The sequence below is a fragment of the Bizionia saleffrena genome (genome assembly GCF_008086175.1).
GTDB lineage: Bacteria > Bacteroidota > Bacteroidia > Flavobacteriales > Flavobacteriaceae > Bizionia > Bizionia saleffrena.
In genome coordinates, this window is sequence record NZ_VSKM01000020.1 from 1 (window position 1) to 24,833 (window position 24,833).

24 protein-coding genes are annotated in these 24,833 nt (G+C 35.0%); 12 read left to right on the plus strand and 12 right to left on the minus strand.

The annotated features are described in order from the left end of the window. Positions 1–1,023: 1,023 nt before the first annotated feature. Positions 1,024–1,482 carry an Lrp/AsnC family transcriptional regulator gene (locus ES676_RS13770; RefSeq protein ID WP_148370908.1) on the minus strand — a complete coding sequence of 153 codons (459 nt, stop codon included), beginning with the start codon at positions 1,480–1,482 and terminating at the stop codon, positions 1,024–1,026. A gap of 137 nt (positions 1,483–1,619) precedes the next feature. Between ES676_RS13770 and ES676_RS13775 the strand changes: the two genes are divergently transcribed. From ES676_RS13775 to ES676_RS13795, 5 genes are all read left to right on the plus strand, one after another. Next, entirely contained in the window at positions 1,620–2,540 is a 921-nt protein-coding gene (locus tag ES676_RS13775; RefSeq protein ID WP_215731655.1) for a homoserine kinase, read from the plus strand. A gap of 91 nt (positions 2,541–2,631) precedes the next feature. After that, positions 2,632–3,924 carry a threonine synthase gene (thrC, locus tag ES676_RS13780; RefSeq protein ID WP_148370910.1) on the plus strand — a complete coding sequence of 431 codons (1,293 nt, stop codon included), beginning with the start codon at positions 2,632–2,634 and terminating at the stop codon, positions 3,922–3,924. Between the two features lie 57 nt (positions 3,925–3,981). Continuing rightward, complete coding sequence (locus tag ES676_RS13785; RefSeq protein ID WP_148370911.1) at positions 3,982–4,839, plus strand: YitT family protein; 858 nt, start codon at positions 3,982–3,984, stop codon at positions 4,837–4,839. Positions 4,840–5,149: 310 nt separating this feature from the next. Beyond that, entirely contained in the window at positions 5,150–5,338 is a 189-nt protein-coding gene (locus ES676_RS13790; RefSeq protein WP_148370912.1) for a hypothetical protein, read from the plus strand. A gap of 66 nt (positions 5,339–5,404) precedes the next feature. Beyond that, positions 5,405–5,728, plus strand: a complete 324-nt coding sequence (locus ES676_RS13795; protein WP_148370913.1) for a hypothetical protein — start codon at positions 5,405–5,407, stop codon at positions 5,726–5,728. Positions 5,729–6,430: 702 nt separating this feature from the next. Here the strand turns inward: ES676_RS13795 and ES676_RS13800 are convergent. After that, positions 6,431–8,233 carry a hypothetical protein gene (locus tag ES676_RS13800; protein ID WP_148370914.1) on the minus strand — a complete coding sequence of 601 codons (1,803 nt, stop codon included), beginning with the start codon at positions 8,231–8,233 and terminating at the stop codon, positions 6,431–6,433. A 302-nt stretch (positions 8,234–8,535) separates the two neighbouring features. Here ES676_RS13800 and ES676_RS13805 point away from each other — a divergent pair, with 302 nt between their 5' ends. The 6 genes from ES676_RS13805 to ES676_RS13830 all read left to right on the plus strand — a co-directional run bounded on the left by ES676_RS13805 (position 8,536) and on the right by ES676_RS13830 (position 13,048). Next, the gene (locus ES676_RS13805) at positions 8,536–9,420 is read left to right on the plus strand and encodes an alpha/beta fold hydrolase (protein ID WP_148370915.1); all 885 of its coding nucleotides are present in this window, start codon (positions 8,536–8,538) and stop codon (positions 9,418–9,420) included. After that, positions 9,410–9,916: an RNA polymerase sigma factor gene (locus ES676_RS13810; protein WP_148370916.1), complete on the plus strand. Its 507-nt coding sequence runs from the start codon at positions 9,410–9,412 to the stop codon at positions 9,914–9,916. Before ES676_RS13805 ends, ES676_RS13810 begins: the two co-directional genes overlap by 11 nt. Beyond that, positions 9,909–10,502 (plus strand): hypothetical protein, encoded by a 594-nt coding sequence (locus tag ES676_RS13815; protein WP_148370917.1) that lies wholly within the window; start codon positions 9,909–9,911, stop codon positions 10,500–10,502. Before ES676_RS13810 ends, ES676_RS13815 begins: the two co-directional genes overlap by 8 nt. 408 nt (positions 10,503–10,910) lie before the next feature. Continuing rightward, on the plus strand, positions 10,911–11,270 hold the full coding sequence (locus ES676_RS13820) for a hypothetical protein (RefSeq protein WP_148370918.1): 360 nt from the start codon (positions 10,911–10,913) through the stop codon (positions 11,268–11,270). A gap of 155 nt (positions 11,271–11,425) precedes the next feature. Beyond that, a complete protein-coding gene (locus ES676_RS13825) occupies positions 11,426–11,701 on the plus strand; it encodes a hypothetical protein (RefSeq protein WP_148370919.1) in 276 nt (91 codons plus the stop codon). A 462-nt stretch (positions 11,702–12,163) separates the two neighbouring features. Then, on the plus strand, positions 12,164–13,048 hold the full coding sequence (locus tag ES676_RS13830) for a hypothetical protein (RefSeq protein ID WP_148370920.1): 885 nt from the start codon (positions 12,164–12,166) through the stop codon (positions 13,046–13,048). A gap of 401 nt (positions 13,049–13,449) precedes the next feature. Here ES676_RS13830 and ES676_RS13835 read toward each other — a convergent pair whose 3' ends face one another. The 4 genes from ES676_RS13835 to ES676_RS13850 all read right to left on the minus strand — a co-directional run bounded on the left by ES676_RS13835 (position 13,450) and on the right by ES676_RS13850 (position 16,364). Beyond that, positions 13,450–14,103: an HD domain-containing protein gene (locus tag ES676_RS13835; protein ID WP_148370921.1), complete on the minus strand. Its 654-nt coding sequence runs from the start codon at positions 14,101–14,103 to the stop codon at positions 13,450–13,452. Between the two features lie 2 nt (positions 14,104–14,105). Continuing rightward, positions 14,106–15,092, minus strand: a complete 987-nt coding sequence (locus ES676_RS13840) for an acyl-ACP desaturase (RefSeq protein ID WP_148370922.1) — start codon at positions 15,090–15,092, stop codon at positions 14,106–14,108. Between the two features lie 12 nt (positions 15,093–15,104). After that, complete coding sequence (locus ES676_RS13845; RefSeq protein ID WP_148370923.1) at positions 15,105–15,839, minus strand: lysophospholipid acyltransferase family protein; 735 nt, start codon at positions 15,837–15,839, stop codon at positions 15,105–15,107. Between the two features lie 114 nt (positions 15,840–15,953). Further along, positions 15,954–16,364, minus strand: a complete 411-nt coding sequence (locus ES676_RS13850) for a BrxA/BrxB family bacilliredoxin (protein WP_148370924.1) — start codon at positions 16,362–16,364, stop codon at positions 15,954–15,956. Between the two features lie 247 nt (positions 16,365–16,611). Here ES676_RS13850 and ES676_RS13855 point away from each other — a divergent pair, with 247 nt between their 5' ends. Then, positions 16,612–17,382: a tellurite resistance TerB family protein gene (locus tag ES676_RS13855; RefSeq protein WP_148370925.1), complete on the plus strand. Its 771-nt coding sequence runs from the start codon at positions 16,612–16,614 to the stop codon at positions 17,380–17,382. 604 nt (positions 17,383–17,986) lie between these two features. Here ES676_RS13855 and ES676_RS13860 read toward each other — a convergent pair. From ES676_RS13860 to ES676_RS13885, 6 genes are all read right to left on the minus strand, one after another. After that, complete coding sequence (locus ES676_RS13860; RefSeq protein WP_148370926.1) at positions 17,987–19,147, minus strand: metal ABC transporter permease; 1,161 nt, start codon at positions 19,145–19,147, stop codon at positions 17,987–17,989. After that, positions 19,140–20,261, minus strand: coding sequence for a metal ABC transporter permease (locus ES676_RS13865; protein WP_148370927.1), 1,122 nt, complete (start codon positions 20,259–20,261; stop codon positions 19,140–19,142). Before ES676_RS13865 ends, ES676_RS13860 begins: the two co-directional genes overlap by 8 nt. 28 nt (positions 20,262–20,289) lie before the next feature. After that, positions 20,290–21,027, minus strand: a complete 738-nt coding sequence (locus ES676_RS13870; RefSeq protein WP_148370928.1) for a metal ABC transporter ATP-binding protein — start codon at positions 21,025–21,027, stop codon at positions 20,290–20,292. A 21-nt stretch (positions 21,028–21,048) separates the two neighbouring features. Then, complete coding sequence (locus tag ES676_RS13875) at positions 21,049–21,957, minus strand: metal ABC transporter solute-binding protein, Zn/Mn family (protein ID WP_148370929.1); 909 nt, start codon at positions 21,955–21,957, stop codon at positions 21,049–21,051. 84 nt (positions 21,958–22,041) lie between these two features. Further along, complete coding sequence (locus ES676_RS13880; RefSeq protein ID WP_246124565.1) at positions 22,042–22,524, minus strand: thioredoxin family protein; 483 nt, start codon at positions 22,522–22,524, stop codon at positions 22,042–22,044. Between the two features lies 1 nt (position 22,525). Beyond that, positions 22,526–24,829: a TonB-dependent receptor gene (locus ES676_RS13885; RefSeq protein ID WP_148370931.1), complete on the minus strand. Its 2,304-nt coding sequence runs from the start codon at positions 24,827–24,829 to the stop codon at positions 22,526–22,528. Between the last annotated feature and the right edge of the window lie 4 nt (positions 24,830–24,833).

Sequence of the window (24,833 nt, forward strand, 5' to 3'; positions counted from 1 at the left end):
GACGACTACGCGAGTTTCAACGACTTGAAATCGAGGTCTAAAAGCCTCATAGAACTGTACGAAATCTGTGTAGAAAAAGAGAGGGGGTTTTCAATGTTGACGAGATCATAGTCTCCGCGTGTATAATTCATTGCTAGTTATAGCCTACTTACGAAAGTCCTCGCGGACTTTCTATCTGTGATTTATTTGCTAACTTTAGTGCTTAAAAACGCAACGAAATCATAGTGTGCCAAGAATCAACCACGGCAATAAAGGGTTGAATGCTGTAAATAAGATGATGGTAGGTCCATCAGAGTCGTTGTATAGTCGATGGCTCTAAACCACCTAAAGGTGCTGCAATTAATAGTTGTGGTATTGAGCGTTTAGGAGAATCTAGTCCTTGAGATTAGCAGGTACGAATAAAGGAGTTGAACGAAAGTGAACCATTGAAGAGGTGTCGAGAAGTTGCTACCTCCAGTCGAAAGCTACAGGGCGGAGCGTAAAGAAAATGTCCAGTGGACATTTATAGCGAACGCGCCAGCTGGCGTGGGTGGCCATACGGAGTTAAAAGTAATAGTAGCGAATACTATTAATTACAGAGAGTGCCTATTTATTTTCTGTAAGGCTGGCGTCAATCAGATGGCCAGAACTTTATTCAGGCTTATTTACGGAACTTGGGAAGCTGCATACAAATGTTAAGGGAAATGCGCAATAGGCACAACCTAGAGGCAAAATACCGATAGGGTATGTAGTGGCAGATTAACCCGTAGTAGTGATGAGATTTCTGTAATGGAAATGGAACGAAGGGGTTAGCTAATTTGGAATACAGTTTGCCAACTTGAAAAAGGATGAGCTTATATTTGTTGCAAATTAGAAGAGCCGTGTGAGGGAAGACTTTCAAGCACGGTTCTGTGAGAGGTTTGGGGTGAAATTCCCTTTGCCTACTCGATTACACGACCGTTGTGCTTCATTAAAACTGGCAATCAAAGTTAACTTTCTTTTGAATCTCATTAAGCTCTAAAAACTAAGACTTTAATCAAAATATTATAGAATATTATTCACCCTCTCATTGTGCAAAACCATAGTAGTTTCGGTACTTTGTATATAATCTAAAGTAGATAGTCTATCGAGAATAAAGCCCCTTAACTCATCAGAGTCTTTTACTGCTACGTGTAAAATAAAATCACTGTTTCCTGCCATATGAAATAATTGAATAACGCCAGGTAATTGAGATGCCTTCTCTATGAAATCTGCAATTATTGCACGGTGTTGCTTGTTCAGCTTAATTGCTAGAATTACCTCAATATTAAGACCTAGTTTTTTTTGATCAATTTGGGCAAATGCTCCCTTCAAATATCCTTTCTGGGTTAATTTCTTAATTCTATCGTGTGTGCTAGACTGTGCAATTTCAATCTTTGCAGCAATCTCTTTATTTGATAGCCGTGCATTATTCAGCAATAGGCTTAAAATCTGAATATCTTTCGAGTCTAGTTCATTTCTCATATTTCAAACGAATAATTTTTGGTTTATACATAATAATGTCAAATATTATTTGACATATATGCCTTTAACCGTAATTTTGTACAAATATACTTTATAATACAGAATTAAACACACGTTTACTACAGTTCCAAATGAATATGAATGAAATAAAAATATTTTCACCAGCGACTGTCGCTAATGTAGCCTGCGGGTTCGACGTGTTAGGCTTTTGCTTAGATAGTGTCGGTGATGAGATGGTAATTAGAAAAGTCGATAAAAAAGGCGTTAAAATTACTAAAATCGAAGGATTCGATTTGCCCTTTGAAAGCCAATTAAATGTTGCTGGAGTTTCTGCTCTAGCTATGTATGACGCTGTTAAACCTGATTTTGGATTTGAAATTGAAATCCACAAAAACATTAAACCTGGAAGCGGTATTGGTAGTAGTGCAGCCAGTGCTGTTGGTAGTGTTTTTGGAATGAACGAGCTTTTAGGAAGACCGTTTAGTAAAACCGAATTAACACAATTTGCCATTAAAGGTGAAGCTTTAGCAAGTAAATGTGAACATGCAGATAATTTAGCACCTGCCGTGTTTGGAGGCTTTACTTTAGTTAAAAGCCTATCGCCTTTAGAGATCTTACAAATACCGTCGCCACCTAATTTATATGCCACCATTATTTACCCACAAATAGAAATTAAAACATCTGAATCTAGAGCTATTCTTCCAAAAGAAGTAAAGCTTCAAGATGCGATTACACAGTGGGCAAATTTTGGAAGTTTGATTCATAGCTTACATACTGATAATTACGAATTGATGCAAAAATCGCTACACGATGTAATTATAGAACCATATAGAAGTAAATTGATTCCGCATTACTACGAGGTTAAAAATGAAGCACTAAACGCAGGAGCTTTAGGCTCTGGAATTTCAGGTTCTGGACCTTCGGTTTTTTCTTTATGCGAAGGAATTAAAGCAGCTAACAATGTGAGAGATGCAATAGAAAAAGTGTATTCAAAAACTGGGATTGAATTTGATATTTACGTCTCAAGAATTAATACAGAAGGGATTAAGGTTCTATAGGTAAATGTCATTGCAAATTAAAAAAATATCACGCTTCATTACATTCGTAAAGCACTTAATACTAATGAATTCGTAACAAAACAATAATATAATGAATTACTACAGTTTAAATAAGAAAGCACCAAACGTATCTTTTAAAGATGCCGTTATAAAAGGATTAGCACCAGATAAAGGCTTATATTTCCCTGAATACATTACGCCTTTGCCTAAAGCATTTTTCGATAAAATCGATAATTTATCTCATTCTGAAATTGCCTTTGAAGCTATTAAGCAATTTGTATCACCAGAAATTCCAGAGGATATTTTAAAAACCATTATAGAAGAAACGCTATCATTTGATTTCCCTATGGTGGAGTTGAATAATAACATTTCAATATTAGAGCTCTTTCATGGACCAACTATGGCTTTTAAAGATGTGGGCGCTCGTTTTATGGCACGTTGTTTAGGTTATTTTAATCAGAACAACACCAATGAAGTTACTGTGCTAGTAGCAACATCTGGTGATACGGGTGCTGCTGTAGCCAATGGTTTCTTAGGCGTTAAAGGTGTGCATGTGGTAATACTCTACCCTAGCGGAAAAGTGAGTGATATTCAAGAAAAGCAATTAACTACCCTCGGGCAAAACATTAGCACCTTAGAAGTTAACGGCACTTTCGATGATTGTCAAGCCATGGTTAAAACTGCTTTTTTAGACGAAAATCTTACGAGCAAAATGCAATTAACCTCTGCTAATTCTATAAATGTGGCACGTTGGTTACCGCAATTGTTTTACTTTATGTTTGCTTACAAAAAATTGCATAATACCTATGAAGACATTGTCTTTTCGGTACCAAGTGGAAATTTCGGAAATGTGTGCGCAGGTATGATGGCACAACAATTAGGGGTACCAATTAAACATTTTATAGCATCAAATAACGAAAACAACGTCGTGACAGAGTATTTAAAGACACAGTTATATAATCCGAAACCATCGGTGCAAACCATTAGTAACGCTATGGATGTTGGAGATCCAAGTAACTTTATTCGCATTCAAGAAATCTATAAAAATAAATTTGAAACCTTAAAAGATAATGTGTCTTCGTTTAGTTTTTCTGATGATGAAACTAAAGTAGCTATGTTAGAAATTTATAGCAATCATAATTATGTTGCAGATCCACACGGAGCGGTTGGCTATTTAGGTTGCAAATCTTATTTAGAAAAGAATCCAAATGCGCATTGTGTGTTTTTAGAAACGGCGCATCCAGCCAAATTTTTAGATGTTGTTGAAGAGGTTATCAAAACAAAACAAGCCTTACCACAACAAATTCAATCTGTAATGGGGAAAGTTAAAGTGGCAACTACAATTTCTACTTACGAGGATTTTAAATCGTATTTGTTGAAATAAACTCTCTTTTCACCCGAAAATAAATCCACAAATGGGTAATAATTTAAACTTTATAGTATGATAAGTCTTCTAAATTTCTCCAAGCAGTTTAAGTCCTATTTTATTATAGCGCTTGGACTTTTTATAAATGCCCTAGCTTGGACCGGTTTTCTAATTCCATCAGAAATTGTTGGAGGAGGAGTAAGTGGAATCGGAACCATTATTTATTTTGCGACGGGTTTTAAAGTAGGGTATTCCGTTTTTATTATAAATGGTTTATTAATTATTGCTGCTTTGAGGGTTCTGGGCTTTGGCTTCGGAATAAAAACATTATTTGCCACATTTGTGTTATCGTTCTTTTTATGGCTATTGCAATCTATTATTACTGAACCTTTGGTGAGTGATAGGTTTATGAGTGCTATAATTGGAGGTATAATGGCGGGTGCTAGTGCGGGTATTATTCTTTCTCAAGGAGGTAGTACTGGAGGTACTGATATCATTGCAATGATGATTAATAAATACCGAAACTATAGTCCTGGTCAGCTTATTTTGACTTTGGATTTAATCATTATATCCTCTTCATATTTTCTTACGAATTCTATTGAGCAAGTTGTTTATGGTTATGTAGCAATGAGTGTAAGTGCCTATTGTGTTGATCTGGTGATTGAGGGCAGAAAGCAATCTGTTCAGATTTTTATTTTCACAAAGATGTTTGATGAAATAAGAAACGAACTTGTTACGAATCATAACCAAGGTATGACCGAACTTCAAGCAAAAGATGGTTTCTCGCAAAAGGATATACAGATCTTAATGCTTTTAGCAAAGAAAAAAGATTCTCAATCAATTCTTAAAATGGTGAAAATTATAGATCCAGAAGCATTTATTTCGATGGGGTCGGTAATGGGGATTTATGGTTTTGGATTTGAAAAAATTTAAAAGGGCTAATTTAGAAGTTGTAAAAAATAACACGATTAGGAATTATGGCAGTTTTTAAAATCTGTAATGGGGAAAGATAAAGTGGCAACTACAATTTCTACTTACGAGGATTTTAAAGAATATTTGTTGGTATAGCCTCGCTTGATTTTATACTAAAACAAAATAACGAAAGCACAATAATGTATATAAAGAAATACGCGAGTTTTCGCTATATTTGAATCCTCCCCACTATTTGTAAAAGAACATTACAACCAAAAAGTTAGTCTACATAAAAAGGCGTACTTTTCATATACCAACCGTTGGCAAACATATGAAAAACCAAAAACTCGGCATATTAACATTAGTTTTTGCATTCCTAATTTTTGGGTGCGAACAAAAAACTGAATCAAAAATATCGGATTTTAAAGTTGCTCAAGATTACGCTGAATTTGAAACTAAAATGGAAAATAATGACACTCTGAATATCGGAGTGCTTTTATCGATGTGTATTTGGGACTAATACGACCAATTACAAATCACGAAAACAAATGACAGCGTTTTTCTTCAATTAAAAGAAAAACGTGTTATGGACGACGAGCCTGTTCATTTTAAAAAAGTCGTTTATGAACTGAAAAACGATACTCTGAATTTGGGAAAAATGATGACTGATTTTGACATTAATTACCAAGAAACGATAAGCAGTCCTTTTTTTATAATAATAAATCCAAAAGAAAAAGACACAATTACATTGAGAACAACTGGACTTGGGAATCGTGGATTTAATATTGAGCGATATCAGAAAATAATGTTTAAATTATATCTTAAAGAAATGGAGACATATCGAATTAAATATATGCTTCCACCACCACCATCACCGAATGAAATGAAAGAAACTGTAATGGAGAAATAAATACGATTTTACAATACCGTATATAAAAAATTTCTATTTTGTGCTTAACCAATGTTAGTTGCTTTGTTTGCTAGCTTCAGATTTTCCTTCGGAAAATCCTCGCATACAAACACGTAACTTTCCATAGTGAGCAAGAATCAACCACGGCAATAAAGGGTTGAATGCTGTAAATAAGATGATGATAGTCCCATCAGAGTCGTTGTATAGGCGATGGCTCTAAACCACCTAAAGGTGCTACAATTAATAGTTGTGGTATTGAGCGTTTAGGAGAATCTAGTCTTTGAGATTAGCAGGTACGAATAAAGGAGTTGAACGAAATGAACCCTTGAAGAGGTGTCGAGAAGTTGCTACCTCCAGTCGAAAGCTACAGGGCGGAGCGTAAAGAAAATGTCTAGTAGACATCTATAGTGAACGCGCCAGGCAGCAGCGTTGGCAATACGGAGTTAAAAGTAATAGTAGCGAATACTATTAATTGCAGAGAGTGCCTATTTATTTTCTGTAAGGCTCGCGTCATTCAGAGGGCAAGAACTTTATTTAGGCTTAGGGCGAAACTCCCTTTGCTAAACTGCTAACCAATGATTTACCTATTTTAAAAACACTGCGTCACCCTTTTTGTTCGACCAAGTCAAAACAAAAGCCTTAACATTTTGCGCACGTTATAAGATCTAACTCTTTCGTTTTTATTAACCCCTATAATTATACCTATTCCAATTCTGGAATAGTCACTGCTATAAGTTGTTCCTTATAAAACTGAAGTTCCATTTGAATGTTGGTGTTTTCAGAAGGTATAGCCGTTAGAAATAAATCTTGATAATAGATAACTCCATTAAACAAATTGTTTTTAAAAGCGTCCCATTTTTTAATTTGTCTAGCCGTAACTTCTTCTGATATAGTGGCTATTTCATTTTTTAAATAATCGACATACATTTTCAATTCTTTGACAAACATGTTTGGACGATTTATATGTGAAAGTACAGACTCATTTCCATAAATATGTTGCATCATTTTAGAAAGCGATACTTCCTTATCAAAATAAGCCATATTTGGGCCTGGGCAAATTACAACACCTTGCTCCTGACCTTTTATTTTAATATCGTTTTCTAAATAAGACGCATTGGCCAAACCAACACAAAGGCAAGCTTTTTCGTTTATCTTCGCTTTGGCGTTTTCATACATATTTAAAGAAACCTCAAATCTTTTAGCTTCTAATTCTTGCAGTTTCACATCTTGATATTTTTTTGAAGCTGTACAAATACCTTCTGGACCCATTTCTTTACTTAATGCCAAATATTTTTTTGGACAAGAACTTCCTGCTTTGTTGTTATCGATACGTTTTTGTTTGTGGTACTCATTTGTAGTTCCTTTTATCGTGTTAAAAGGAATTCCTAAAGGCGAAATACCACTTAAATACAGATCTTTTTCTTTAGCATTTGCTAATAATGCCATAGTTTGTTTATCTACAGATGTGGCTTCTGGAACCAATAAAAAGGGGGTTCCCCAACCTACAGAATCAACCTGATAGTTTTTAAGCAAAAATTCGTGCTCATCTGCTGTTCCAACGCCTCCTTGAACCGTAATCTTTAAATCTAAAGGTAGGACTGGAACAATGCGTTCTTTTAGCTTTAATGCTTTTACAAAAACATCGTGAGTGTCTTGTATTAATTCTGCCTTTTTGTTTTTAAATTCTTCTAAAATAGGTCCTAATAAAATGCCCTCAGTTGCAAAGGCATGTCCACCACAATTTAAGCCAGATTCGATGCGATATTCCGAAACCCAAAGCCCTTTTTTGGCTAAAAATTTTCCTTGAATAGTAGCCGAACGATAATCGCTTACTTTAAGAATAATCTTCTTTTTTAACTGGCCTTGACTATCTGGAAAAAAATCATTGAAATTTTCAAAATAACTGTATAATCTTGGGTTCATTCCAGCCGATAATACAACGGATGAGTTTAAATTACTATTGGCAAAACCACGAAGTGAAGCATGTGCATCGTTAAATTCTACTGGTAATTGTTCACCATTAACAAAATTATCTTTATCAACTTTTGTCATGATATTTACATCAATATCACCAGCTTTTAAATGCCTTTCCAAATAGTCTAAAATGCTCCCCTTTAGTGCAGAACCTCCATTCAATACATTAGAAAGCTCTTTTTTAATGCTGGATTTATTTGGCAAGGTAGCTATGAAGTTTTCTAAAGCCAATTTGTTTTCTGTCAATTCTGTTTTAAATTTCGAGAATTTTTCTTTAACAATAGTATCCACTAAATTTAAATAGGAAGTAATTCGTTCGGCACGATGATCTTGTGCTTTTTTTGTTATTTCTTGATAGGGGAGATTAAATTTTTTGCTGTAAAACGCATTCATTCTTTCCATAAGTTCATCGTCAATAATGGATATTACAGAAGAAATTCCATATTGTGCCACACGAATGGGACTATCAATAGTATAAGCTAATCCCATTACTGGAATATGAAAAGTGTGTATTGATTTAGGTGAAATCATCTTTTTAATATTTTTAAAATTAAATAGACTACAAATATGACCTTTCTTATTTCCTTAAAAGCTGACATAAATCATACCTCTTATTCTTTTATTAAATTTATCTTGGGAGTATCTATTTAGAATATATTTAAATTTTATTGGGTTATAATTCTTCAAAGACCACAGAAATAGGCACACATATATTAATAAATATCTTCTTATGATAAAAAACCTGTTAGATTTAGGTCTTTATAATTTCAAAGTGTAACAAATACTGTTTTTTTAATCAAAGGGGTACAAACAATTAAAAAAACACGAGTATTATGTTAAAATTAATTAGAATTACCATTCTATTAGCTATTACCATTAGCACAACAAATAGCTTCGGATTAAATAGAGCAACAGATCTAATCGAAATAACAGACCCTAAACCTTTTACAGTAGAAACTGTTGGGCAAGGCAAGCCAGTTTTATATCTTCCCGGTTTTGCAACACCTGGTTCCATATGGAAAGAAACGGTTGAAAGTTTAAGCTTAAAAAGAAAATCTTATCTCTTTTCCTATGCTGGCTTTAACGGTAACGCTCCCATAAAAATGCCTTGGTATTTAAGTGTCAAAAACGCCATTATTAATTATATAAAAGACAATGATATGACTGATATTATTATAATTGGCCATAGTATGGGAGGAAATTTGGCTGTAGAAATAGCGTCTGCACTACCGAGTAAAATCTCAAAAATTATAATAGTTGAGGCCTTACCTTGTATGCGTGAAGTAATGATGCCTAATGTCCCAGCAGAGAGTTTATATTATGACAGTCCATACAATAAACAAATGCTTGCAATGGATGCGCAACAATTCAAAAAAATGGCGACTATGTTGGCTTCAAACATGACATTAAATGAGGATAAAAAGAATAGTCTAACAAATTGGATAGTAGAAGCAGACCGGAACACTTGGGTTTATGGATATACCGATTTATTAAAACTCGATTTAAGAAATAGCTTAAGCACCGTGACTTGTGAAACGTTGATATTAGGAGCATCCTTCCCTGATGTAAAAATAGCAAGAGAAAACTATGAAAACCAATATTCAAACTTATCTAACAAAACAATAATAATGGCTACAAATAGCAAGCATTTTTTAATGTTTGACCAACCAGAATGGTTTTATAAAACTGTAAATGATTTTTTAATCAATGAGAAATAGTAAAAACGAAGCTTTTGAAACAATTTATCGCCAACATCATCCTATGGTTTTACAAATGTGTTTGGGATTTGTTAGAGGAGATAAAGATACTGCCAGCGATTTGTCTCAAGAAATATTTATAAGTGTATGGAATAATTTAGATAAATTTAGAGGAGCGTCATCTTACAAAACCTGGATTTACAGGATAACTGTAAATACGTGTTTACACTATGTTAAAAAAGATAAAAAAGTAAGACGCCTTTCAAGTTCAGAAATAGAAAACCAGACATCTATTATAGATACAGAAAAAACAATAAATGATAATATCCCCAAACTTTATAACGCTATTGGACAATTAAAAAGAATAGACAGATTACTAATTATGATGGTTTTGGAAAATCAAGATTATGATAGTATAGCCGAGGTGATTGGAATAAATCCAGTAAACGTGAGAGTAAAAATTCACAGAATAAAAAAGCGTCTTGAAAAAATTCTAAAAAATAACAAAGATGAGTAGCGATTTTAAAGAACTACAAAGTAAATGGGAGAGTACTAAAAAAAATAGTGAACTTTCCACCACAAACTTTGACGACTTATATAAAAAAATAAAAATTAAAGAAAAAGAGAATGTTTTTTTTTACTATAGTACAATCATAATTTTATTAGTGACATTAATAGTTATTTCTATATTCTTTTATTATGTAGCACCAGTAAAAGAAATGTTGAGCAGGATCGGTGCAGGATTAATGATTTTAGGTTTGGTATTTAGAATTGTCATTGAAATAAGAAGTATCCATAAGGCAAAACAAATAAACATCCTTGAAACCACATTAAAAACAGCAGATAACGCTATCAAGTTTCATCAATTTAGAAAAACAATTCATCAAGTTATTGCGCCTATAATTATTGGTTTATACACTATCGGGTTTTATATGATTACACCCGAATTCAGTCTATATATGAAATTTTGGAATGTAGTTTTAATTGATATTTCGTATGTTGTTATTGGACTAATTCTTTTTTTTATAATTAGAAAAGGCGTCAAAAAAGAAATGCAAAAACTGACAGATATTGTGAAATTAAAAAATGAAATAACCGATTAGAAATCAACAACAGAATACTAATATTGTATAAAATCTATTTACGCAAATCCTCGCAGATTTTTTATTCAGTTTTTATTTACTAAATGGGTTGTCTAACCACGCCACAAACTATAGACGCGAAAGTTGTAAATAACTTGAAAGAAATACTGTCAAAAATAATATCAAAAGAAGATAATGGTCTAGCTCTCGTTGGTAAAATATTGATGATTGTTGGAGCAATAATCTCGACGATACTTTATGGGATATTTCTTGGTTGGATTTTTTTCATTGCAGGAATAATTTTTATTTGGTTTAGCGAATTACCAAAAAAAGTGAAATGGCTTTGGTCAATAATTCCTATTGTAATTTGGATTCCGCTGACGATACTATTTTTTATAATAATCCCATTACTCTATCATTCAATTGTAATTGCGTAATAAATTAATTCTTAGATTTGTAATTGTATTAGCGATAATAGCTGTTGGAGTGTTAGCGACTAATAATTCAGATAATACACCATTTAATTCTGAGCAATGGAAAAATTGTACAGAAAGTGAATCGGATTTATCTTTGCGGTGGAATAGGATACAGAGCTTAAAAGAAAAACACGAGCTGAAAGGCAAAACTAAAGAAGGTGTTTTTAAATTGTTAGGCGAACCGTTACATCAAATTAATAATAAATTTTACTATTATTTAGGAATGTCAGGTTTTGGGATTAACACAGGTACTTTATTCATAGAGTTCGACGAAGATTATACAGTTAAAGATTTCAAGGTTTGGGACGGATAAAACTCTTTATGACACCCTATAAAACTAATTGCTATTTTTAGCCAATTCACGAAAATCCGCGCGGTCTTTCTATTTATGAACCATTTACTTAAAGTTAACATAAGTTGTGCCTAACCACAAACTTTATTGGCGGAACGCACTCAAAATCGAATAGAATGAACAAATTAATAACACGTAGAAACTTGATAATAGCTAATTTTGCAATCGTATCTTACTTTGTACTGATTTGGCTGATTGATTTTTACGAAATTGATTTTGTTTTAATTGGTGTTTTTAGAGAACTATTGACAATACCATTTCTTTTTGCGCAAATTATTTTTTTAGTCATCGACGTAAAATTTTTAATAAAAAATCAAAAAAATTTCTTAATAATAATTAGTGTGTTATTACTCGCAATTTGCTCTATTATTACAATTGGAACTTTTTTTTAAAATCGGATTTAAGCAAGCTTTTAAAAATCAGATTGCCTGTTACATTTATCAAATTGTGCAACTGCTCACGCCATCGGAATTGAAAAACAAGTTAGAATAAAGCGCTTGCTAGATTCACTGAAATGCTAAAAATTGAAAATGGCATTTAGCAGAATAATTAGAACCCCGAAAAAACGAGAAATGTTCAAAATCACAATTTCAACTTGATCAATGTTAGTTACTTTGCTCGCTAGTTTCTAATTTTACCTTAGGAAAATCCTTGCATACAAACACGTAACTTTCCATGTAAATACACGCTGCTATTCACTGAGAGAAACCGATAATTGATTGAAACAAACCGATAATGGATTGGCACTTTGTGAAGGGTTACAATCATTCTATTTTTGAATACGAAGGAGTTAAACGCTTATAATTTAATTAAGGACAAACTCTAAAGTTGTATAACTTAAAAAAATAAGAATTATGAAAACCAAAAATTTAAGGCCAGTTCAAATCAATTTCAATGATCGCAAAAAAATTAGAATTAAAAAAGCAACTCTAATTTTAACCTCAATTACTTTATTACTTTCCTTAACAATTTACGCGCAAGGTTGGATAGGAAATTCAAATAATTTGATCTCCTATAATTCATCTCTAAATCTTACGCCTCTAAAGGTTGGAATAGGTGTAAATTCGCCTACGTCTCTATTTCATACCAACGGAACGTTACGATTTGATGGGTTGTCTCAAGCTACAGGTAAGCCTTTTGATAGACTATTAATAACTGATAGTAATGGTAATGTAAAATGGTATGATTTAAACTCTTTATCCCAAGGTGGTGGTGATACTGACTGGTTAAGTGTTACTACAAATCAAATCTCAACAAGTAATACAGAAGACATTTATACAGAAGGAAGAGTGTTTATGCTTGATAATCCTATCGGAAACAGGAAACCTAGAACGAATGTACATATTACTTACACGAATGATACTGAATATAATCCGAGAAAACTGCCTATATTAAGTGAAGATCCAAAGGGTGGAGGGTTGTTGATAGATAATCGCTCTACTAAACTTAATTCAAGAGCGACTTTAACGTTTATATCTCGTGATAGCGAAAAAACTTTTGAAGCAACAAGCGTTATTTCAAATATTGCGACAGGCGTAGATAAAGCAGATCTAGTCTTCCAAAATGAATATACTGGGCCTGCCGCGATGAGAGAAACTATGAGGATTACTTCTGATGGTGATGTTTATTTACCAACTTCTAATAGAGGAGTAATACTAACTTCGTCAAATGGGAACTGTTGGAAATTGACAGTAGATAATACGGGTAACCCTGTATATACTTCAGTAACCTGCCCATAGGTAAATAGAAATTCAATATAAGAATTCGGCTCAATAGTAAAATGCTAAAAATCGAAAACGGAATTGAGCGGATTAATTAGAATCCCGAAAAAACAAGAAATGTTCAGAATCCCTATAAAAAATAAAAATTTCAACTTGATCAATGTTAGTTACTTTTCTCGCTAGTTTTTAATTTTACTTCAGGAAAATCCTTGCATACAAACACGCCACAAACTATATAAAAGGCCGTTATGTGTGATTAAACTCGAGAAACGGTTAACAAATAAAAAACGAAACTACCCCTCTTGAAATAGTAAGTAAACTGAAATAAATTAACACTAACCGATAGTCTATAAAAACAACACTTTATTTAAATGTATCGCAAAAAAAAGACGACTTATACAGTCGTCTTTTTTGTTACATTATTTTTTACCATCCCATTCGTTATAAAACTGGTCTAAAAACAAGAGCATAAAATCGTGTCTTTTAACAGCGATTTGCGTGCCGGTTTTGGTATTCATTCTATCTTTTAAAAGCAACAGCTTTTCATAAAAATGATTTATGGTTGGTGCTTCAGAGTTTTTATACTCTTCTTTTGTCATATTTAGCTGCGGTTTAATTTCAGGATTAAACAGTGGCCTGTTTATAAATCCGCCATAATTAAAACAACGCGCAATGCCTATGGCACCTATGGCATCCAATCGATCGGCATCTTGCACAACATCCAACTCTAAAGACGTAAACTGTTGCGCAGTATTTCCGCCTTTAAAGCTAATATTTTCTATTATTTTAATAACGTGCTCAATAATATAAGAGTCCGTGTTTTGGGTAAATAAAAACTCTCGTGCTACTTTGGGCCCTACGGTTTCATCGCCGTTATGAAATTTACTATCGGCAATATCATGTAATAACGCGCCAAGAGCAACGACTAAAGTGTCTACCTGTTCTCGTTTCGCAATAAGTAAGGCGTTTTTATAAACACGCTCAATATGAAACCAATCGTGGCCACCTTCAGCGTCTTTAAGTTCGCGCTTTACAAATGCAATTGTATTGCTAATTAAAACGTCTTGAGACATTACTATAATTTAGCAGGTTCTACCCATTTAAACTGATAAGAGTTTTCAGGAATTTTTACTCTCCCTGCTAATCTTAGCATTCGTGAGGGTAATTTCAATAAATAGTCCCTCGCTTTTTCGGCTTCTTCATTTAGTCCTGTAATTTTTTCAATTTCCCAACGTTTAATCAGCTTTTCTAAAATATCAACATAATCTAAAGCGGTGTAAACTCCAATACGCTGAGCGGTGTTCGAAAATTCTTCGAAAGCCGTACTCATTTTATCTCCTGATTCTCTTAAGAAATGTGCTGGCATAGTAATTTTTTGCTTCATCATGTATTGAAAAGCAATCATCATTTGGCTTGGGTCTACAGCAAAAATACGCTCTACAAATTCACTATAGGCGTGGTGATGTCTCATTTCGTCTCCAGAAATAATTTTACACATTTTAGAAAGGTGTCTATTGCTTTGGTCTTTAGCTAATTTCGCTACACGATTGTGAGAAACATAAGTTGCTAATTCCTGAAAACTTGTATATACAAAGTTTTTGTAAGGATCTCTATCGGTACCAATATCAAAGCCATCAGAAATAAGATGTTGGGTTGTTCTTTCAATTTCGCGCATATTGACACGACCAGAAAGGTAAAGGTATTTGTTTAATACATCACCGTGCCTGTTCTCTTCGGCCGTCCAGTGCCTTACCCATTTTGCCCATCCGTTGCGTTCCACTTGGTTTACGCCCTCAACATCCATTAACCACGATTCGTAGGTTGGTAGTGCTTCTTCTGTAATCATATCGCCAACAAGAACTACCCAGAAGTCGTATGGTAATTCTTTAGACAGTTCTCTAATTTCTTTAACTTCCTCAAAAAAGCTGTCACTTTCAGAATTTGGTAAAAAATCTGAAGGTTGCCAAATGGTTTCAGCTGGAATTAAATATTTTTGTATTAATGAGTCTACGTCTTTTTCCAAAAACTGCATCACTTCCAATCTTACATTTTTTAATGACATAATTTGTTGTTTTTATTTAATAATGTGTTCTTTTATAACGGTTTCAACCTGCTCTAAAAGGGCGCGAGTTTCAAATTCGCTAGCCTTTAAGGGTTTGTGCACTGTAAAACTAATGTTAGCGCCTATACCCATTGGGAATTTGCCATAACGTAAAGTTTTCCACGAGTTGTTAATTGTCATCGGTACCACCAATGCACTAGGCATGTATTTTATTAAAGTTTCTAAACCTTTAGTCTGGAAACGTTTAGGAGCACCGGTTTTACTTCGTGTGCCTTCAGGAAATATTACAGCTGCCCTTTTGTTGTCTTCAATATATTTCGAAAAGCGTCTAATTTCAACAATGGCTTGTCTAGGGTTTTTTCTGTCTATTAATGCCGACCCACCGTGTCGTAGATTGTAAGATACTGAAGGAATTCCTTTTCCCAGCTCTTTTTTACTTACAAATTTTACGTGGTGTTTTCTAAAATACCACATAATAGGCGAAATATCGTACATACTTTGATGATTCGACACAATAATAAGTGGTAAATCGGTAGGGAGGTTAAAGTCGTTATTAAACTTAAATGTAGTCCCTAAAAGATTAAGGCATCGCAATAAACAAAATTGTAAAATATCAACACACTTTTTGTGTGCTTGATACCCAAAAACATTAAGACACACCCATTGTAACGGGTGAAATACGAATAACGTTAACCCGAAAAAAAGGAAATAAATAATCGTTAAGGGGTATGCTAATAATTTTCGCATTAATTACAATTAGTTTTATTAAACAAAGTAACTATAAAAACGGCAGTATGCATAAAAAAACCACGATTAAATCGTGGTTTTTTATGTTAAAATGTAACGCCTAATTGTTGTTAATTAGCATTGCTCGTTGTAGGCATCCATAAGGTTTGATGCAATTAATTCTGCTGGGCGACCTTCAATATGGTGACGCTCTAACATATGTACTAATTCACCGTCTTTAAACAAAGCGATACAAGGAGAACTTGGAGGGAAAGGAACCATATGTGCTCTCGCCTTGTCTGTTGCTTCTTTATCTACGCCTGCAAAAACAGTTACTAATTGATCTGGACGTTTGTCGTTTTTTAAACTCATACTAGCACCAGGTCTAGCGTTTGCCGCGGCACAACCACAAACCGAATTTACAACCACTAAAGTTGTTCCTTCTTTGGCTATGGCAGCATCGACATCGTTTGCTGTGTGTAATTCTTGAAAACCAACCTTAGTTAAGTCCTCACGCATTGGTTTTACTAATTCTGCTGGATACATATCTTTTAATTTTTATCTATTAATATTCTATACCTACAAAGTTAATCAAAAACTATACAAAAAAAGATATCTACTTATCAGATAACAGTTATGGTGCCATAAGGTCAGACTATAGTCAAATAAAAAAACACCTAAAATGCAAAATAACGGTATATTAAGGGGTGTATTTTATTAAATAACGACGCATAAACTTTAAGAAAAACAATTTACTATTAGTATATTTGGCAATCAATTTTAAGATTAAGTAATGAGTGGATTTAAGTGGATAGGTGCAACTATAGGTTGGGCTTTAGGAGGGCCAATTGGGGCGATAATAGGGTTAGCGTTAGGAAGTGCTGGCGATGCGTTTTCATCTGGTAAATACAATCCTTTTTTAAGTGAAGGAGAGGCCTCAAACCGAAAATCTGGTGGATATAGCGCAGAACAACGCCCGCAAACACATTCTGGAGATTTCGAAGTGAGCTTACTTATTTTGGCATCTGTTGTGATTAAAGCCGATGGGGTTTCTGATCCTCGAGAACTCGATTACGTACGTTCGCAATTTGTGGGTATGTATGGTAAAGAACGTGCAAACAAAGCGTTTAAATTGTTTAAAGAGATAAACAACCAAACCATAAATACGCGTCAAGTCTGTTTGCAAATTCAGCGCATGATGGATCACCCATCGCGTTTACAATTACTGCATTTCTTATTTAATATTGCGAAGGCAGACGGTATGGTTATCGACGAAGAAGAACGTCAAATAGCAACCATTGCAGGCTATTTAAATATTAGCTCGAGAGATTATAACAGCATAAAAGCAATGTTTTATAACAGTAGCGATAATGCTTATAAAATTCTTGAAATAACCAAAGCAGCATCGGCCGACGAGATAAAACAAGCCTACCGAAGAAAAGTAAAAAAGTATCATCCTGATAAAGTGGAACATTTAGGCGAAGAACACAAAAAGGGTGCGGAAGCTAAATTTAAGGAAGTACAAAAAGCGTACGAGCAAATTCAAAAAGAACGCGGGTTGTAGCGGGTTATTTTGTTGGTGTCTTTACCGTATAAAAATCAATTCCGTAGTGTAAAGGAGTGCTTTGTTATAGGCTCATTTCTAGGGGTGCTTTAAAAGATTTACTTGCGCGTTACCCTACCGGGTCGGGCTTTCCGTTGCAATCTTTTGGTTCGTGCCTCACAAAAAGGATTTCCACATCAATCCCTAACGCGAGTTAGAGTCCGCTAAAAAAAAATGCTACGAGGGTTGAGTCCTAGGTAGCTGAATTTGTAAAAGGGTTTCCTATTAATGTATGATCTTACTATATTCGATGTCATCAACGATTACGATTGAATATTTTTTAGACTCTTGAAATTTTTATAGGCTGGTGTACTCACTCAATATTTATCTGAACTTCTAATAGATTATAATCTGTTTTTTTTAAGCTTTTCTTTCTCTTATTAAGCGACACTAAGTGCTCGTAATATTCCCAAATCGCGAATAGCGCAAAACTATTGCTATGGAAACAAAACTAATAAGCAAAGAGTAGTGCACGATTATTAATTGAGATACAAATTATAAATACCCCAAAGTCACTTCCGAAGCACATAAAAGCATTGCAATTAAAGCAGTATCACATCTAATTTTAACCCCTAAACAAAAAGAAATCATCTTTCATGCCTTCAATTTGCGCGTCTTCGTTGGTAATAATATAATCGATGGCTTGTGTCGTAAATTTGTCGCCCTTTTTAGTAAGGGAAACGATGTCGTTATTAATCACAATCATATTGTTTTTTAACGCTAATTCTAAAACCGTTTTGGCACGAACTTTCTGCCAGTTAATATGCTCACGTAAATGGTTTACGTGGCGCTCTCTTTTTTCGGAGTGGTTTTTTAAATGCAGTAAAAAGGTTAATAAAGAGACTTCTATGCGTTGCTGTTTTTCCTTATATAATACAGCAATGATCCCATTGCTTGGGGCAAATAAATACACCATTAAAAATAGCAAACCTAATATTGTGGTAATAGATCCTGCGATTGAAGCGTCGAGGGCGTGCGCCATCCAGTAGCCTGCAATAGCACTAAACAGTCCGAAAAAGATAGATAACAGAAGCATTCTCTTTAAGTCGGTAGTAAGTAAATAAGCTGTTGCAGCGGGAGCAATCATTAATGCGACGACCAAAATAGCACCCACCGCATCGAAAGCACCAACGGTGGTTACCGAAGCGACAGACATTAATCCGTAATGAATAACCACGGGAGAAAACCCTAAAGATGCCGACAAACCGGCGTCGAAAGTACTCACTTTTAGCTCTTTGAAAAAGGCAATTAATAAGCCGATAGTAATGGTTAAAATGGTGCCAATAACCCAAAGTGATTTCGGACCAACATCAGTCCCGCCAATAAATAAGCGGTCGAAAGGAGCAAAGGCTAATTCTCCCAACAGGACAGCATCGATATCCAAATGCACGTCGTTGGCATTTTTTGAAATTAAAAGAACACCAATACTAAACAGCGCTGGGAACACTAACCCAATAGCGGTGTCTTCTTTTACTAACCCTGTTTTTTGTATTTGTTCTACCAAAATTACGGTGATGAGCCCTGTTAATGCAGCAAGCAAAATAAGTAGTGGCGAGTTAAGGTCTTGTGTAATGAAAAAACCAACCACAAGGCCTGGTAAAATAGCGTGACTAATGGCATCGCTAATCATAGCCATTTTTCTAAGCACAAGAAATGTGCCTGGTATAGCACAAGCAATAGCGACAAGACTGGCTATAAGTTGTATTTCTATTTGAGCACTATTCATTGTTTTGCTGGTTGTATAAATTAGAGGCTTTTTTAAACCCGTCGTCGGTTAAACTCCACATATTTCCATCGAGTTCAACGTAATTTTTTTTGACTAACTTTTGAAGTGTACCCCGAGTAAACCCTTGAAAATTATTCAATATTTTAATGGTGTGTGGATGTGAAATATTATCGTGTGTTTTTGCAATATGATACATAAAGGCTAATGTTTTATGCTGCTCTAAATCTCTTCGGTTTTTAATAAAACGCAATTGTCTAAACAATACACCGCGGCTAGGGGAAAAAATAAATGAAAATAAAACGAAAACGGAGGCGACTAAAACAATTACTGGCCCAGTAGATAGATTATTTTGGCTGGCGCTAATGGCGGTACCGAACACGCCAGAGAGCGCCCCAAAAATACAGGCTAAAATAACCATTGTGCTTAAGCTGTTAGTCCATTGTCTGGCAGCAGCAGCAGGCGCTAAAAGCATTGCGCTCATTAATACCACACCAACCGTTTGTAAGCCTAAAACGATAGCTAAAACAATAAAGGAAGTGATTAAAATATCGATTATTCTGGTGTTAAAACCTAGAGTTTTGGTATAATCTGGATCGAAAAGGAGTATTTTAAATTCTTTCCAAAACAGTAAAATAACAAATAAGCACAGTCCCGTTACCACCGCCATTAGCCATACATCACTTTCTACTAAAGTGGCTGCCTGCCCAAATAAATACTTGTCTAATCCCGCTTGATTGGCATTGGGTTGTTTTTGTATGTAGGTTAAAAGCAGCATTCCGAAACCAAAAAAGAGCGATAATATAAGGCCTAAAGCCGTGTCTGATTTTAGATGTGTTTTTGACGTAATTCCTTTAATCCAAAATGTACCAATTAATCCACTTACCAAAGCACCTAATAATAAAGTGTTAGAGTCTTTTGCTCCGGTAATTAAAAAAGCGATGGCAATACCTGGTAATGCGGCGTGCGAAATAGCATCGCCTAATAAACTTTGTTTTCTAAGAACAGCAAAGCTACCGAGCATACCACAAACGGCACCTAGAATGGCGGTTCCTAAGGTGATAGTTCTTAGTGTGTAATCTGAAAACACCAAAGAAAAGTACTCGTTTAAACTCATTGTTTTGTAATTAATTAAAAGATGATATTTATTCTTGAATACTAACTTTGTAGTTAATACCGTAAGTTTTAGTGAGGTTATCGTCGTTAAAAATATCTTTTACGGGACCGGTCGCTATTTTTTTGACGTTTAAAAACGTCACCCAGTCAAAATATTCGGGTACGGTTTGTAAATCATGGTGTACAACAATAACGGTTTTCCCTGCTTTTCGCAACTCTTTTAAAATGTTAATAATGGCAATTTCTGTAGTGGCATCTACGCCTTGAAAAGGCTCGTCCATAAAATATATTGATGCATTTTGTACTAGAGCGCGCGCCAAGAAAATACGCTGTTGTTGTCCGCCGGACAACTGACTTATTTGCCTGCTTTTAAAGGCTAGCATTCCTACTTTTTCTAACGCCTCCAAAGCGGCTTTTTTCTCTTTTTGTCGTGGCCGTTTTATCCAGCCTAAACTACCATAAGTTCCCATCATAACCACATCTAAAGCTGTGGTTGGGAAATCCCAGTCCACACTTCCTTTTTGTGGCACGTATGCCACAAGCGAACGCTGCTTTTTGTAAGGTTTTCCGTAAATAGTTACGCTACCAGCAATAGGAGGAAGAATGCCTAAAATAGATTTTATTAGTGTCGATTTTCCTGCACCATTAGGGCCAACTATAGCCATTAAAACGCCTTCCGGAATTTCTAAATCAATATCCCAAAGCACGGGTTTGTAGTTATATGCTACCGTTAAATCGTCTACTTTTACTGCTATATTTTGTGCCATAATTTAAGAAGTTAACTCCAGTTATTTTAATGCATTTACAATGGTATTTACGTTGTATTCAAACATTCCAATATAGGTGCCTTCAGGGGTTCCGTTGTTACCTAAAGCATCAGAATAAAGTGTGCCACCAATTTCAATAGCATAACCTTTAGAGTTTACGGCTGCTTGTAACGCTTCAATAGTTCGTTTTGGTACAGAGCTTTCAATAAAAACGGCTTTTACTTCCTTTTCAATAATAAAGGCAGCCAATTCTTGCACATCTTGTACCCCCGCTTCTGTGGCTGTAGATAAACCTTGTAATCCTACCACCTCGAAAGCGTAATTTTTACCGAAGTAACTAAAAGCATCGTGAGCGGTTACTAGAATGCGTTTCTCTTGGGGTAATGTCGCAATAGTAGCTTTAATAGTCGTTTCTAAAATATCTAATTGTTCTAAATATTTTGTTTCATTTTGTTTATAACTATTGGCGTTTTTAGGATCTTTTTCAGATAATACGCGGGCTACTTTTTGAGCAAATAATTTGAAGTATGCAATGTTAAACCACACGTGTGGATCGTAATTTGAAGCAAAATACTCCGAGCCAATAAGCGTTCTTTTATCGATAGCATCAGATAAGGCAACAGGTGTTTTGTGTGCGCTTTCCATTTTTTCGAAAACCTCTACTAGTTTTCCCTCTAAATGCAAACCGTTATAAAAAATAATATCGGCATTGACTAATTTTGTAACATCGCCTTCGCTGGCTTTGTATAAATGCGGATCGACACCACTACCCATTAATCCCTCTAAATTAATATTATCGCCTCCAATATTTTGCACGAGATCGGAGATCATTGTTGTTGTGGTAACAATATTGAGTTTGCCATTATCCCTTTTGCTGTCTTTACAGTTGAAGGTTACGGTAACTAGAAGTAGTATTATAATTTTTTTCATTGGTCTAAATAATTATTACGAAGGTACTAAAAAATGAAAGATATTATCTATATAACTTAACCTGATTACTTTATAGTAATTGGATTATAATTCCGAAATAATGGTTAAAAGCTGCGTAGTACTTAGGAATTGGAAATACCGTGCCTGAGCTTTAAATTTTTCATCTAAAAACACCAGCGCAGGAAGCGAAAATTGCCTGTCTTTTTGCTGCGCCATTAACAACGGTATTTGATGGATGGGATTGCGACGTTTGGCGCGTGTGTTAAAAAATACTTGGTTTCCGAAATGTATTGTATCGGTGGTTTCTACATTCATTTTAACTGCATAATAATTTTTGTTGATTTCTTTAACGATAGCTTTATTAGTAAACACCTCTTTTTGCATCTTTAGGCACGGCGTGCACCAATCGGCATAAAAATCGATAAACACCTTTTTAGGCGCTTCTTGAAGTGCTGTATTAAGCTGTTCGAAGCTTAACCAATTAACAGCCTCTTCCGTTTGGGAAAAGGCCGTATTGGCTGTTACTAATAGTGAAATATATATAGTAACCAAAAGTGTATATTTCAAACTACAGCGATTTAATTTTAATTCCCGCAAAAACGGAGCGTGGCGCTCCGGGACCGTAGACATAATTGCTGTCTCGATTTTTTCCTAAATCGAAGTCGTCTTGATAACTATTAGTAACATTTTTAACACCGCCATAAAGCTCTAAACTCGTGCTAACTTTATCTAAATTAAATGTGTAACCAGCACGTAAACTTAATTCTGTGAACGTAGGCGTTTTGTAGTATTCGTCAATAGTTTGACCTGTGTTTTCTCCTGCAACGTGTATAATATCCATAGCACCAGTATATACTAAGTTCGCACTAGCGTTAAATGTCTTAGTTGGGGTGTAAGTAAAAGTGGCATAACCGTAATCATTAGGCGTTCTTAAAAACTCTTTTTTAGCTTCTAAGCCTTCGCTGTTTTCTACGGCATCGCTAAATGCGCTAGATTGTAATGTAAACCCTGCTTCGACTTCAAAAAGGTAGTCGAAATTGGCGCGAGCTTCTAAAGTTATTCCTTTTACTGTTGCCCCACTACCGTTTCTTTTTTCATAACGATCACCAAAGCTATCCGATCCTATGGGTGCTAAATAGAAAGCATCCTTTAGGTTTGTGTAAAATCCTTCAACGGTAAAACCAGCAATTAAATGCTCGGTCGCTTTATCGTAATTTACTGAGGCTGTAAAACTGTTTGAACGTTCTTCAAATAAATCTTGATCTAAACTAATTCGTGAAATTCCACCACCTGCGAAAGCAATATGTAAATCGGTATCAAATGCTTGCGGTGCGCGAAACCCCGTTCCCCAGCCTAATCGAAATTGTGTCGTTTCTTTTAATTTGTAAAGCAGAGATAATCGCGGACTAAATACAGTGTGGTCTACTAAATTGTGCTTATCCAGCCTAAAACCAGATAAGAAATTAAGGTTTTCGGTAACATTCCAGTCGTTTTGTACAAAGGCTCCAACGTTTCTTGTGGTTTGGTCTATTAAATAATTGTAGGCATTTATCTCGTCGAAAACAGTGTCGTAAACATATTCTAATCCACCAGTAAACACGGTGCTTCCGCCTAGAAACTCATTAAAACGTTGATTGTATTGCGTGCCACCTTGGTGTGTTAATACCTCCGAAATTCCATAAGGAGGATTGGCGTAAAATGCCTGTTGTTCTATCTCATCATTGGGAATAATTCCTGTGTAATGGTCGCGATCGGTTTTTTGTCCGCCATAATAGACTATTAAGGCGCTTTTATCGGCGTTAAAATTAATTTGATAATCTAAACTCGCCATTAAAATGTGGTGGTCGCGTTCTTCAGATTGATTTGCTAAATAGGCAGGTTTATCTACTATTTCTCCGCCGTAACGGTGTTCGAAAAGACTACTTAAACTCACTTCTAGTTTTGAGTTTTCGGTTGGTAAATAAAAGGCATTCATACCAAAAGAGTTTCCTCTTAATTCTGGTAATTCTGAAAAATTATCACCGTTTGCATCATACGCTGTACGTTTTCTGTTACTTACAAAGAAGTTCGCTCCAGCATTATAATCCTCACTGACAACGGTAGCGTTACCGGTTATGAGACTTTGGGTAGCATCACCGTCTATACTTTCGTAGTTGTAATTTACACTGTAGTCATTAGATTTAGGGATTTTGGTGATAACGTTTACGGTACCGCCAATAGCGCTAGAGCCATAAAGCGCAGATACACCACCACGGACGACTTCTATACGCTCTATCATATTCACGGGGATTTGCTCTAATCCGTAAAGTCCAGTTAACGGACTAAAAATAGAACGTCCATTGATTAATATTTGCGAGTAGCCACCCTGTAAACCATTCATTCTAATTTGTGTATAGTTACACGTCTGGCAGTCGGTTTCTACACGTAGTCCTGGTTGAAAACGCAGACCTTCAGAAAGATCGGTAGCGCTTACTTGCTCTAAGGTTTTACTATTAATTAAATTAACAATTACTGGGGAGTCGGTTTTGCGCTTCTCTGTGCGTGTTCCTGTAACCACAACTTCGTCTAAATCGTTTTTTTCAATTAAATCGAAAGTGATAGTCACATCGTTAGTTGTGATTTTTATGTGTTTTCTTTCTGTTCTGTAGCCCACAAACGACGCTACTAGGGTGTAGGTGCCTGAAGGTATTCCTGTTAAACTAAAAGCGCCATTCTCGTTTGTTGTACTTCCTTTATTTGTGCCTTCCAAATAAGCATTTGCAAAAATTAGTGGTTGATTTTCTGAAGAAATTTTGCCACTAATTTTATAAAATTCTTGTGCCTGTGACCCCAAAGATATAAAAGTGAATAGCAACGTGTAAATTAGTCTCATATTA

What these genes read in the sequence shown, in the direction of transcription:
- ES676_RS13770 (WP_148370908.1), bottom strand. Translation starts at nt 1,482, where the DNA reads ATGAGAAATGAACTAGACTCGAAAGATATTCAGATTTTAAGCCTATTG.
- ES676_RS13775 (WP_215731655.1), top strand. Translation starts at nt 1,620, where the DNA reads ATGAATGAAATAAAAATATTTTCACCAGCGACTGTCGCTAATGTAGCC.
- thrC (WP_148370910.1), top strand. Translation starts at nt 2,632, where the DNA reads ATGAATTACTACAGTTTAAATAAGAAAGCACCAAACGTATCTTTTAAA.
- ES676_RS13785 (WP_148370911.1), top strand. Translation starts at nt 3,982, where the DNA reads ATGATAAGTCTTCTAAATTTCTCCAAGCAGTTTAAGTCCTATTTTATT.
- ES676_RS13790 (WP_148370912.1), top strand. Translation starts at nt 5,150, where the DNA reads ATGAAAAACCAAAAACTCGGCATATTAACATTAGTTTTTGCATTCCTA.
- ES676_RS13795 (WP_148370913.1), top strand. Translation starts at nt 5,405, where the DNA reads ATGGACGACGAGCCTGTTCATTTTAAAAAAGTCGTTTATGAACTGAAA.
- ES676_RS13800 (WP_148370914.1), bottom strand. Translation starts at nt 8,233, where the DNA reads ATGATTTCACCTAAATCAATACACACTTTTCATATTCCAGTAATGGGA.
- ES676_RS13805 (WP_148370915.1), top strand. Translation starts at nt 8,536, where the DNA reads ATGTTAAAATTAATTAGAATTACCATTCTATTAGCTATTACCATTAGC.
- ES676_RS13810 (WP_148370916.1), top strand. Translation starts at nt 9,410, where the DNA reads ATGAGAAATAGTAAAAACGAAGCTTTTGAAACAATTTATCGCCAACAT.
- ES676_RS13815 (WP_148370917.1), top strand. Translation starts at nt 9,909, where the DNA reads ATGAGTAGCGATTTTAAAGAACTACAAAGTAAATGGGAGAGTACTAAA.
- ES676_RS13825 (WP_148370919.1), top strand. Translation starts at nt 11,426, where the DNA reads ATGAACAAATTAATAACACGTAGAAACTTGATAATAGCTAATTTTGCA.
- ES676_RS13830 (WP_148370920.1), top strand. Translation starts at nt 12,164, where the DNA reads ATGAAAACCAAAAATTTAAGGCCAGTTCAAATCAATTTCAATGATCGC.
- ES676_RS13835 (WP_148370921.1), bottom strand. Translation starts at nt 14,103, where the DNA reads ATGTCTCAAGACGTTTTAATTAGCAATACAATTGCATTTGTAAAGCGC.
- ES676_RS13840 (WP_148370922.1), bottom strand. Translation starts at nt 15,092, where the DNA reads ATGTCATTAAAAAATGTAAGATTGGAAGTGATGCAGTTTTTGGAAAAA.
- ES676_RS13845 (WP_148370923.1), bottom strand. Translation starts at nt 15,839, where the DNA reads ATGCGAAAATTATTAGCATACCCCTTAACGATTATTTATTTCCTTTTT.
- ES676_RS13850 (WP_148370924.1), bottom strand. Translation starts at nt 16,364, where the DNA reads ATGTATCCAGCAGAATTAGTAAAACCAATGCGTGAGGACTTAACTAAG.
- ES676_RS13855 (WP_148370925.1), top strand. Translation starts at nt 16,612, where the DNA reads ATGAGTGGATTTAAGTGGATAGGTGCAACTATAGGTTGGGCTTTAGGA.
- ES676_RS13860 (WP_148370926.1), bottom strand. Translation starts at nt 19,147, where the DNA reads ATGAATAGTGCTCAAATAGAAATACAACTTATAGCCAGTCTTGTCGCT.
- ES676_RS13865 (WP_148370927.1), bottom strand. Translation starts at nt 20,261, where the DNA reads ATGAGTTTAAACGAGTACTTTTCTTTGGTGTTTTCAGATTACACACTA.
- ES676_RS13870 (WP_148370928.1), bottom strand. Translation starts at nt 21,027, where the DNA reads ATGGCACAAAATATAGCAGTAAAAGTAGACGATTTAACGGTAGCATAT.
- ES676_RS13875 (WP_148370929.1), bottom strand. Translation starts at nt 21,957, where the DNA reads ATGAAAAAAATTATAATACTACTTCTAGTTACCGTAACCTTCAACTGT.
- ES676_RS13885 (WP_148370931.1), bottom strand. Translation starts at nt 24,829, where the DNA reads ATGAGACTAATTTACACGTTGCTATTCACTTTTATATCTTTGGGGTCA.